Source organism: Cytobacillus sp. MT66 (assembly GCF_058792595.1).
Genome location: NZ_JBXAFB010000008.1, coordinates 236,404 through 246,949, shown reverse-complemented (window position 1 = coordinate 246,949; position 10,546 = coordinate 236,404). Strand labels below are relative to the sequence as shown.

Genomic DNA, 10,546 nt, shown 5'->3' with positions numbered 1-10,546 from the left:
TCGAAGAAGCTTGTCAAAAGGCAATGGAAAAAGGAGGAATCCAAAAAGATCAGGTTCAATTTATCCTTGCAGGGGATTTGATCAACCAGATAACTCCGACAAGTTTTGCTAGTAGATCCATTGGAGCGCCTTATTTTGGGTTGTTCGGTGCCTGTTCAACCTCTATGGAAGGATTGGCTCTAGGTGCCTATATTGTTAATACGAATGGGGCTAAATATTTGTTAACAGGAGCTTCTAGTCATGATACAGCTGTTGAAAAACAATTTCGGTATCCAACTGAGTATGGTGGACAAAAACCTCCTACGGCACAATGGACTGTTACTGGTGCCGGTGCGGCCCTCTTAAGTGATTCTGGGGATGGACCTCGTGTCACTTCTGCTACAATAGGCCGTGTGATTGATATGGGTCTTACCGATCCATTTAATATGGGAGGGGCTATGGCGCCAGCTGCGGTTGATACCATTGAAGCCCATTTAAAGGAACGAAATGTTGAGCCATCTTATTACGATTTAATTGTAACCGGAGATCTTGGGAAAATTGGACAGGAAGTTTCTATGGATCTATTTAAAAAGCATGGAACTACAATTAGTGAAGAACAATATCAAGATTGCGGTCTTATGATTTATCGGGAGGGGCAACCAGTCCTCGCAGGAGGAAGTGGCGCGGGGTGTTCAGCAACAGTAGTGTATGGTCATTTATTAAATCGCATGAAAAAAGGTGAATTTAAAAGAATGTTAGTAGTTGCTACAGGCGCTTTATTATCACCCCTATCCTTCCAGCAAAACGAAACCATACCTTGTATCGCCCATGCGGTCTCGATTGAATACGGGGGTGGACAATAAAATGATTTATTTTTGGGCTTTTGTTGTTGGTGGTTTGATTTGTGTCATCGGTCAAATTATGTTTGATGTGTTTAAACTGACACCGGGACATACCTTAAGTACTCTTGTAGTGGTCGGTGCTATTTTAGATGGGGTAGGTTTATATGAACCCTTAATTGATTTTGCTGGGGCTGGAGCTACCGTACCCATTACAAGCTTTGGGAATGCACTCGTACATGGTGCCATGCAAGAAGCTGAAAAACACGGATTAGTTGGCATTCTTACAGGAGTATTCGAAGTAACAAGTGCCGGTATTTCAGCTGCCATTATATTCGGTATGTTAGGGTCGTTGATTTTTAAACCAAAAGGATAAGGAGAATTAGGATGACAGTAGGATCAGATGTTAAACAGTGTTTTGCCAGTCTAAAAGGGGTAGAAGCAAGTCTCTCAAGTTTAGCATTACGGACTCTTGATGATGAATCGAAGCGAACTTTGCATGATGCTATGATGGTAGTACACGAAGTAACAAAAGATTTAAAAAAAAGAGTAGGAGAACTAGAAGGAGAGGAACTTCAGTACAAAGGTTTCTAGAAAAACTATATTTACAGGGGGTGTAAGCAGTGCCTGAATGGTTAGATATAGCTGTACGCTCAGCATTATTTGTTGCTGTTTTATTTTTCATTACAAAATGGTTAGGGAAAAAGCAAATTTCCGAACTATCTTTCTTTGAATATGTCACCGGTATTTCCATTGGAAGTATAGGTGCTGAAGTGGCTATGGGACTGGAACGGAACATTTTTCATGGAATCATTGGAATTGTCATTTTTGCGGCTATTCCCTTTTTCGCTGGTTTAATTTCATTAAAAAGTAAACGTTTTCGCAATTTTATAGAAGGAAAAGCAACTGTATTTATCAAAGATGGGAAGATTATGGAAGATAATTTAAAAAAGGAAAGATATACGACAGATGAACTGTTAGAGCTACTTCGCAGGAAGGATGTCTTTCAAGTCTCTGATGTAGAATTTGCTGTTTTAGAGGCAACAGGTGATTTATCTGTGATGCTAAAGAAAGAAAATCAACCTTTAACAGCAAAGGATGCAAACTTATCGGTTGCATCAATAAAGGAGCCACAAACCGTCATTATGGATGGCGAAATATTGGATGAGCCACTTTCGACAATTGGACGAAGTCGGGCTTGGTTACATATCGAATTGGAAAAACTAGGGGTAACAATTGAAAATGTTTTTCTTGGACAGGTAAATTCTTATGGAGAGTTAACAGTTGATCTGTTTGACGATAAATTACAAGTCGCACCCCCACAAGAAAGACCCTTAATTCTTTCAACCTTGAAAAAATGTCAAGCAGACTTAGAACTATTTGCTCTTGGAACGGAATCAAAAGAGGCCAAACAAATGTATAGGTTAAACAGTAAAAAATTACAAGAAGCCATTGATAAAGTGACCCCTATTTTAAAAGGATAAGGATTTAGCTTAGATTCATACATGACGAAAAAAAGATACCATTTTTAATTGAAAAAAGTTTAAAAACCTTAGTCCAATTTCGGACTAAGGTGAATTTTTTTACGAGGTGTTAGAAGTGTCAATTTTTTTAGTTAAAGTTATTTTTATCTATATTGTGTTTATTGTAGCAGTAAAAATTTTAGGGAAATCAGCTCTAGCCCACATGATTTTGGAGCGATTCTTTTTTTATCTTATTTAGCTTTTGGTTCTATTAAAGTAAACGGAGTGATGGAGGGGATTATTGGAATCATTGTAATAACATGCATTCATCTATTTATATCAAAGTTAAGTTTATTAAATAAGTTAAACCCTTTTATTATCGGAAAACCGACTTTTCTAATTAAACACGGGATTATCTATCGAAATTTAAAGGAAAGTAGATATCCTTTACCTGAGCTGTTGTCTAATTTAAGAACATCAGGATATCCGGATATTCACGATATTGAATATGCGATTTTGGAAGCAACAGGTGAAATTAGCATTTTTCCAAGAAAAGAATTAGTTCCTATTACTCCAAAAGATTTACATATGAAAGTGGAATACCGCGGATTACCCATAGCCGTTGTCATTGAAGGGAAAGTGCAAAAGCGTAATTTAAAATTTATCAACAAAAATGAAAAGTGGTTAAAGGAAGAACTAAAGGCAAAGGGATATCTTCAAATCAAAGATATTTTTTATGCTGCTGTTAGAGATACCATCATTCATTAACCATTAACAAAAAAGATGTTAACGACTAATTTTAAGACGATTTCCTCCCAATATAAATTAATGTTTTCTCTTATTTACTCCTTCTTATATTTTATTCTCAGATAGGCAAATATGGATTTTTAATGGTACAAACAACCCAAATATTACCTTATTTATAAGATAGCATTAAGTTCGAAGTATTTATAAGGAAGGATCTGAGAAACCAAATGTTTTTATACCCCTTTTCATACCCCAGTTTTTATACTCCCTATGGGGGGTAAAAAGTGAAACTTTGCGTACTGTAATACCTTTTCTGAATTATGGTTTGCAAGAAGCAACAATGACTTATTTACTGGGAAAAGGATATGACCCACAAACTGCTTTTAAAACAGTTGAATCATGGGAAGTTAATGAAAGATTTTATTAAATGTTTCTAAAACGCTAATATGTGTTTTTATAAGAATATTTTAAAATTGAATAAGGGAGAGGACCACTTTGCAAACCGCACCCAAACCATGATTAGTATCCCATTTCCATCTGTATGGGGTATTGATGCTTCTATAGCTGGAAGACCAATCATTAGAGGTATACTTACCATTAATTCCATTATAGGCACCAGAGTAATGGGTACAGTTAATTTCCGTGGTACACCTATCCCAATTATCTTTATCTGCAAAATAAAATTGGACTTCCTAATAATCTGCTATACCGCGAACAATATCAATGGAACTTACCGATCATTCAAGCCGAAGCAGGCTGGGATATTACAACAGGGGATGAACATATTATTATTGCTGTTATAGACACTGGGGTTGATCTGGACCATCCTGATTTGAGCGGAAGATTAACAAATGGATACAATGCTCTGGAAAATAACGACTTTCCTGATGATGACAGGGGCCATGGCATCCATGTATCCGGAATCATTGCATCGGAAACAAACAACCAAGAAGGCATTGCTGGCATCACTTGGTATAACAAAATAATGCCTATAAAGGCAATGGGTGCTGAAGGATATGGAACGACCTTTGATATAGCAAAAGGGATTATTTGGGCAGTGGACCATGGAGCAAATGTCATTAATATGAGTTTAGGCAATTATCAGCCTTCTTCTCTTTTGAAAGAGGCAATCGATTATGCATACAATAAAAATGTAGTCATGATTTCTGCAGCAGGAAATGAAAATACTATACAACCGAGCTTTCCAGCAGCATATCCTGAAGTTTTAAGTGTGTCAGCTGTCGACAACACAGGACGACGAGCATCTTTCTCAAATTATGGAGATTATATCGATGTCTCAGCTCCCGGAGTCCAAATTACGAGCACCTATTTTAACCAGCAGTATGCAGCTTTATCAGGTACTTCTATGGCTTCGCCTCATGTGGCAGGACTTGCTGGCCTCTTGCTTTCTGCAAACCCTAATTTAACTAACAGAGAAGTAATAGACATTATTAAGAATTCTGCATATGATTTAGGAATCCTAGGAAATGATAGCGATTTCGGCAATGGCTTAATTGATGTAAAGAATGCACTGGAAGCAGCCCAAAATGAATAATCTGAAATACTCCCCCTATTGACCCCATGTGGCAAAAGGCAATGAACCTTTATAAAAGTTGCCTTTTGTAGTTAAAAAACACCTTGAAATTTTTGAATTCATCCCCAAGTGGTTCCTAATTCTGGGTTCTGACATCATATTGCTAGGAAAATCCTTCACAAGCAATCCCCTATTCGCCAAATGGATTTTCTGGAAAAGTTACAACGGTTTAACTAAAGTTAGTCTATATGAAAAAATTAAATAATTTAAAGCTATGGACTGGTTACCATAGCTTTTTACGACCTTATTCAATTGGAGGATTATGCGGAAACTGGGACATGTACCCTGTAAACTGCTGTGCCGCCTGTTGAAGTTTTTGTGGATGTTCCGCTTCAAGCGAATACCATCCCTTTTGAAACATCAGATTATACAGTTCACGCTGCAAATTCTTCGTTTCGTCGAAAATCGCGTGAATGTCCTGATATAGCGAAGCGTGGCTTGCCTCATTCATTGCCGTAGAATAAGATGCCGTAATGTACTTTTCATACGAAAGCATATCGTTTAGGAAGTCACGTTCATTCATCTCAGGTGTTTTTGGTATAGGTGTTTCTGGATATTGAATCTTGTTTTGATTGTTATTCATTTTGTATGTCCCCTTATTGATTCATTTGGTTCACATTTTGCTCCAAATGCTGCAAAATGCGCTGATAATGTCTTTCGTGCATCATGCATGCCTTTTCGAGGGCTACTACGATCTGTTAATCTTGGCACTGGCCTGCTGCAAAATGTGCCTTTTTGAATCCTAAAAGGTTCCACGATAGCATGTCCTTTAAATAATTAAAATCTTTTCCTGTGAGCACCTGTGGTGGCTCTTCAAAATCACTAAGTCTCTATTTAGGACAGTGCCCAGATCATTACGCCTTTCGTGATGTCAGAACTTACCCAACCTTAATTCTCTTTTTTTCGTTCTTAATATCTTATAAAAGTTCTTATAAAGGTAGTCCATAATATATAACAGACAATCCCTTCATATTCCATACGTATACTGGTTACATAGTTTGTACATGTTAAGAGAAACAGAAGGAGGGATTCCAGTTGGAGTGGATTTTTTATCTATACCTGTTAAATATGTTCTTTATCTTATTCATAGCAATTTGGGAAGTACGTAGGCCTGCGAAGGCATTGAATTGGATAATAATCGTCCTTCTTTTGCCTGTCATTGGTTTCTTGCTATATCTTAGCATATCAAATCCTAAGTTTATTCACCGGAAAAGATTGACATCTTCTAATAATGAATCTAACAAATTACCTGAGACATTCAGTGATTCAGCATCGGTAATTGCCGATTCTTTACGGCATTTCACTGTGAATGGGCTTCGAATGGGCCGAGTCCAAGTGTTTAACAATGGAATAGTGAAATATGAACAACTCCTTGAATCCCTACAAGATGCTCAAAAAACAATTGATCTGGAATATTTCATTTTTCGGAATACCAAATTGGCAATCGTATCAAGAACTGCTAATCGAAAAAGCATTAACTGGAGTGCAGGTTCGTTTTATGAGAGATGGCTTGGGGAGTTATAAGTTCCCGCGTGAAAAAATCCGGCAGATGGTTGAAGCAGGGATAGAATGCAGGACAATATTTCCTTTGCGATTTCCCTGGTTTTTGTCCAATTGGAATTATCGGGATCATTGTAAGATGGCCATACTCGACGGAAAGATAGCTTTTAATGGTGGCATTAACATAGGATATGAATATACAGGATTGAAACCTGACGTTGGCTTCTGGCGGGATACTCATTTGCAAGTCATAGGAGAAGCATCAGCCGATTTGCAGCCTGTCTTTGATGTTCATTGGGAAATCGCTGTGCCGGAACGGATAAAATCAAAAATAAATTTGAAAACAAAATCAGAGGTAACGAAAATCAATTCAATCGGCACAGCAGATGATTCCAAATGGTCAGCCGAATTGGGATCAGAGTTGAGCACCCTTGATGATAAAGAAATGGACATATCCGCAAAAACTAGGTCATTGCATAAAGCGTATATCCATACGTTGGAAGGAAACCCTGGAATTCCTACCCCAGTCATTCGGCAAGCTTACTTTATATGTATAACACAGGCGACCAAGACTATTGATTTAACAACACCCTATTTTGTACCAGAAACGGATATTATCATGGCATTAAAGACAGCAGTAGCTCGTGGTGTCCTTGTAAGATTGCTGGTTCCTCGCCACAATAATCAAAAAATCGTGGGTCTTGCAAGCCGTACTTATTACGGAGAACTTATAGAAGCTGGAGTTCAAATCTACCAGTACGACAAAGGAATGATACATGCGAAGGTGTTGACCATCGATGAGGAGATTGCTGCCGTAGGCTCAGCAAACTATGATATGAGAAGTTTTCGCCTGCATTATGAGGTGTGTCAAGTCTTGTACAGTGCTGATGTGGCGAGGGAACTCACAGATCAGTTCGAACGTGATCTTACTGATTCTATTCCATTAAAAATTGAAGACTTGCTGGAACGACCTCTGACCGAGCGGATTGTTGAACAGAGTGCCCGCCTGTTTTCTCCATTATTATAAGTTGAAAAAACCGGTATTATTTATCTTTCTGATTTTAATTAGCTTACATGTTGTAATATAAATATTTTAAAACATGAGGATTTTTGAAATCGAGTGAAATATAAAATGGAGGAATAAATTTTGGGTGAAGTTTTTTTGGGTTTACTGACAATCAAAGTCATAGTAGGTTTTGTCACCTTATTTTTTATCATTATCATAACCGGTAGAACATCAATCTCTCAGTTAACCCCGTTTCACTTAGTTTTTGTATTAGTGCTTGGAGATTTTTTTGAAATACCATTTATGAAAATAAGGTAGGGATTTTTCATTTTTTATATGCCATCGGATTGTGGACGCTTCTCATGTTGGGGATAGAGTTCTTGACTCTAAAAAATAAATCGACACGTTCTCTCTTATTGGGCGATCCTAACATCATTATTCGGGATGGTGTAATGGATAGAAAGTTACTTAAAAAGAACAAATTGGATGTAAATCAAGTATTAAGTATACTTCGACAAAATCAGGTTTTTTCTGTTCGCGAAGTCAAATACGGTATATTGGAAGCTAATGGGCAAATCAGTATATTATTACAATCGAAGTATCAAAAACCAGAAAAGCAAGATATTATTCTTCTAGAAAGTCCAGTATACCTCCCAACAGCGTTAATTATAGATGGGGAAGTATTAAGGGATAATTTACATGAACTCGGATTTAATCAACAGTGGTTAGATAATCAATTAACTACCAATGGCTATGATAATGTTAAACGTATACTCTACGCAGATTGGCGAGAGAATGAAGGTATACATATAAGCCCTAAATAAAATATAACCTGAATACGTTAAACACGTAACTTCAACGAAAACCTAAACAATTTTGTAACGTCTATGTAGGCTAATGTTTTAATGAATCGGATAAAAGGTAATATAAACAATACTCAAGTAGTTGTCGGTCACTCATTACTTCGGCGAATCCAACGTGGATTAAATAAAGGAGAATCCATGAATGCCTTGGCACGAGCTACTTTCTTCGGAAAACAGGGAGAACTTAGAGAAAGAGCATTACAAGATCATTTACAGCGTGCCAGCTCATTAAATCTAATTATTAATGCCATCAGCATTTGGAATACCGTGTATTTATCACAAGCAATTGAACATTTTAAAAATATAGGAAAATATCAAGAGGAATTGCTTCCTCACATATCACCATTGGGATGGGAACACATAAACTTTCTAGGAGAATATTCATTTATACCAGAGATTTTGAACTCGATACATGCCCTGCGTCCACTTAGGATATAAAAAAGCCTGGTTTTTCTGCTTAACGTAGAAAAATCAGGCTTTTACCTTCTAAAAAATTCCTTAGCGTATTATATCTGCGTTTAGTCGGCAGTACCCCTTTATGATCATCCATGGCAATGCTGTTTATTTGAAGAACTTTTTTTCGCTTTCAACATTTTGGACTCTGGTTATAGGGGTATTAAATCTGTTTTTGACAGCTACAGTTTCATTTTCGTGATTCTCTGTGTTTCTTGTATTTTGTACTAAAAATAGTAACCCTATGGATAAAAGAATAAGTATGGAAACGGTAACCAATAAGGCCCTTGGTATTTTTCTAATGAGACACCTCTAAATAGTTTTGTTATTAGCTTGTTTAGTCACAGGGATTTTAACGATGAAATAAATGGAAAATAAAAAAGGAGTTTCGTTTACGTTGCTATTAAAGAAAGGAAAGATGATTAACTTTTGCTATTACTTATTTCTTTATTTGTTTTTTCAAATTAGGGTATGTAGGCAAATGTCTAGTCCTAGGATAATTAGGAAAATAAGATAAAACTAAATATATTCAATTTAAGAAAGGGGAGTTATAAAAATTATACAATATCATAATTACATGTCTTATTATCATCCTCAATATTCCAGCCAGTTTTCGCAATACCCTGAGCTGAAGGAAGTGCTGCAATAACCTATTTAATTGGCATAGACCGTTTATTTAACGGTTGAATCTTGGGAAATTAATAAAATGTTTTAAAAATAGTTGATATGTTCCATGCTTATAAAGGAAAACTAGTAGAGTTGAAATGTTTAAATGTATTTTTGTACTATTGGTTAAAAAAACAACAATTGAGCTTTATCATAACAGTTAAATTTGGAGTAATAAGGCACACCGTTTGAAAACAAACGGTGTGCCTTATTGCTGTTAATATTTATTCATCTATATTATCTGGATCGTTTACATCTTTAGGATCTTCAATTGGCTCTTCTGTATCTGGGTCCACATCATTTTCATCTATATTATCTGGGTCATTTGCATCTTCAGGATCTTCAATGGGTTCTTCTGTGTCATGATCTACATCCACTTCAGGTGGTGGTGGATCCTTATCCTCTTCTATATTATTACACCCCAATAACATGATGGCAGATAGAAAAACTGCTGTTAATAGCCTTAACCACTTTAGATTCATTTTTATCGTCCTCTCTATTGGTTGTTTACTTTGAATATTATCTTCTCCTTCCACTTTTTATACGAACATTTTAACTTAACATCAATAAAATTAAGGTCCTTAATCACCAAACAGTAGCGGCCTAGGTGTCAGGAAATGAAGATAAAAAATGTAGTACAGAGGAAAAGAGGCTTCTATCAAAAAAATGGTGCCATTTATCAAATATAATTACATAACTGTGGGTTTTTGGTCATTTAAAAGCAGGATAAAATTGGAAGTTATAAAAAATATTCTTATACATCATTCTAATAAAGTAAAAATTAAAGGCGGCGTTATTTATAACAGTAAAAAATGACGTAAAGACAGATCTACCAGGATTTGCAGGCTAGCTTCGAAACATTTGCAATCAACAAGCTAAGCAGCTTTACCAAGAGGCTACAAACTCAATCCGTTCTACACAGCGTTGAACCACGCGTTCAACAAATCGAACAAGAAGAATCGCAATAAGCCCAAGATGGAAGCCAAGCTTCCCAAGGCAGTACGCAAGGAGCATAAAATCAATAAGGAAATGAGTTTACAAGCAAAAATAATGAACAACAAGTAAGACAACAAAACAAACAAGCCTAGTCTCATAAAAAAAAATAACTGAAGCACACGTTCGTAAAAATTACAATTCTAAGCTTTATGTCGCAACATTCTTGGTATATTACAGAGAGCGAATAAAAACTAAGCTTTTTTACCAAGAGTTGTTTTATAAAAAATATAAAAGGAGTAAGTGTTATGCGATTACCCGAAGACTTTATAAGAGCTAGGCATAAAAAAGAAGGGTTAAGTTTAGATCAATGCTTTTCAAATCCTATCATACATAGGGAGATACATGGGAATAAGGTATTCGTTCCATTGGATTTAAAGAGAATTTGGAATCAATAAAAGTTTTTAGCAATGAAATATAGCAACCGTTTTGATTATAAGGCT

10 protein-coding genes and 4 pseudogenes are annotated in these 10,546 nt (G+C 36.2%); 11 read left to right on the top strand and 3 right to left on the bottom strand.

The window, feature by feature from the left end:
• The 7 genes and pseudogenes from spoVAD to AC1Q59_RS16160 form a co-directional block, all read left to right on the top strand.
• Positions 1-842, top strand: an 842-nt coding sequence (gene spoVAD, locus AC1Q59_RS16190) for a stage V sporulation protein AD (protein ID WP_492366877.1), incomplete at its 5' end; no start/stop codon positions are given.
• Position 843: 1 nt separating this feature from the next.
• Positions 844-1,194, top strand: a complete 351-nt coding sequence (gene spoVAE, locus AC1Q59_RS16185; protein WP_492366876.1) for a stage V sporulation protein AE — start codon at positions 844-846, stop codon at positions 1,192-1,194.
• An 11-nt stretch (positions 1,195-1,205) separates the two neighbouring features.
• Positions 1,206-1,412: a DUF1657 domain-containing protein gene (locus AC1Q59_RS16180; protein ID WP_492366875.1), complete on the top strand. Its 207-nt coding sequence runs from the start codon at positions 1,206-1,208 to the stop codon at positions 1,410-1,412.
• A 29-nt stretch (positions 1,413-1,441) separates the two neighbouring features.
• Complete coding sequence (locus tag AC1Q59_RS16175; RefSeq protein ID WP_492366874.1) at positions 1,442-2,302, top strand: DUF421 domain-containing protein; 861 nt, start codon at positions 1,442-1,444, stop codon at positions 2,300-2,302.
• Positions 2,303-2,417: 115 nt separating this feature from the next.
• Positions 2,418-3,049 (top strand): annotated as a pseudogene (locus tag AC1Q59_RS16170) (DUF421 domain-containing protein).
• 452 nt (positions 3,050-3,501) lie between these two features.
• Complete coding sequence (locus tag AC1Q59_RS16165; RefSeq protein ID WP_492366873.1) at positions 3,502-3,831, top strand: hypothetical protein; 330 nt, start codon at positions 3,502-3,504, stop codon at positions 3,829-3,831.
• Positions 3,832-3,860: 29 nt separating this feature from the next.
• Entirely contained in the window at positions 3,861-4,583 is a 723-nt protein-coding gene (locus AC1Q59_RS16160; protein ID WP_492366872.1) for a S8 family peptidase, read from the top strand.
• A gap of 283 nt (positions 4,584-4,866) precedes the next feature.
• Here the strand turns inward: AC1Q59_RS16160 and AC1Q59_RS16155 are convergent, their stop codons facing one another.
• Together AC1Q59_RS16155 and AC1Q59_RS16150 are read right to left on the bottom strand one after the other, a co-directional pair.
• Positions 4,867-5,205, bottom strand: a complete 339-nt coding sequence (locus AC1Q59_RS16155) for a spore coat protein (RefSeq protein WP_492366871.1) — start codon at positions 5,203-5,205, stop codon at positions 4,867-4,869.
• A 13-nt stretch (positions 5,206-5,218) separates the two neighbouring features.
• Positions 5,219-5,422 (bottom strand): annotated as a pseudogene (locus AC1Q59_RS16150) (hypothetical protein).
• A gap of 235 nt (positions 5,423-5,657) precedes the next feature.
• Here AC1Q59_RS16150 and AC1Q59_RS16145 point away from each other — a divergent pair.
• From AC1Q59_RS16145 to AC1Q59_RS16130, 4 genes and pseudogenes are all read left to right on the top strand, one after another.
• Positions 5,658-7,149: pseudogene (locus tag AC1Q59_RS16145) on the top strand (phospholipase D-like domain-containing protein).
• Positions 7,150-7,269: 120 nt separating this feature from the next.
• Positions 7,270-7,446 carry a hypothetical protein gene (locus AC1Q59_RS16140; RefSeq protein WP_492366870.1) on the top strand — a complete coding sequence of 59 codons (177 nt, stop codon included), beginning with the start codon at positions 7,270-7,272 and terminating at the stop codon, positions 7,444-7,446.
• A 62-nt stretch (positions 7,447-7,508) separates the two neighbouring features.
• Entirely contained in the window at positions 7,509-7,952 is a 444-nt protein-coding gene (locus tag AC1Q59_RS16135) for a DUF421 domain-containing protein (protein ID WP_492366869.1), read from the top strand.
• Positions 7,953-8,033: 81 nt separating this feature from the next.
• Positions 8,034-8,429, top strand: a pseudogene (locus AC1Q59_RS16130) (Tn3 family transposase); the annotation flags it as partial.
• Positions 8,430-9,334: 905 nt separating this feature from the next.
• Here the strand turns inward: AC1Q59_RS16130 and AC1Q59_RS16125 are convergent.
• Complete coding sequence (locus tag AC1Q59_RS16125; protein WP_492366868.1) at positions 9,335-9,592, bottom strand: hypothetical protein; 258 nt, start codon at positions 9,590-9,592, stop codon at positions 9,335-9,337.
• Between the last annotated feature and the right edge of the window lie 954 nt (positions 9,593-10,546).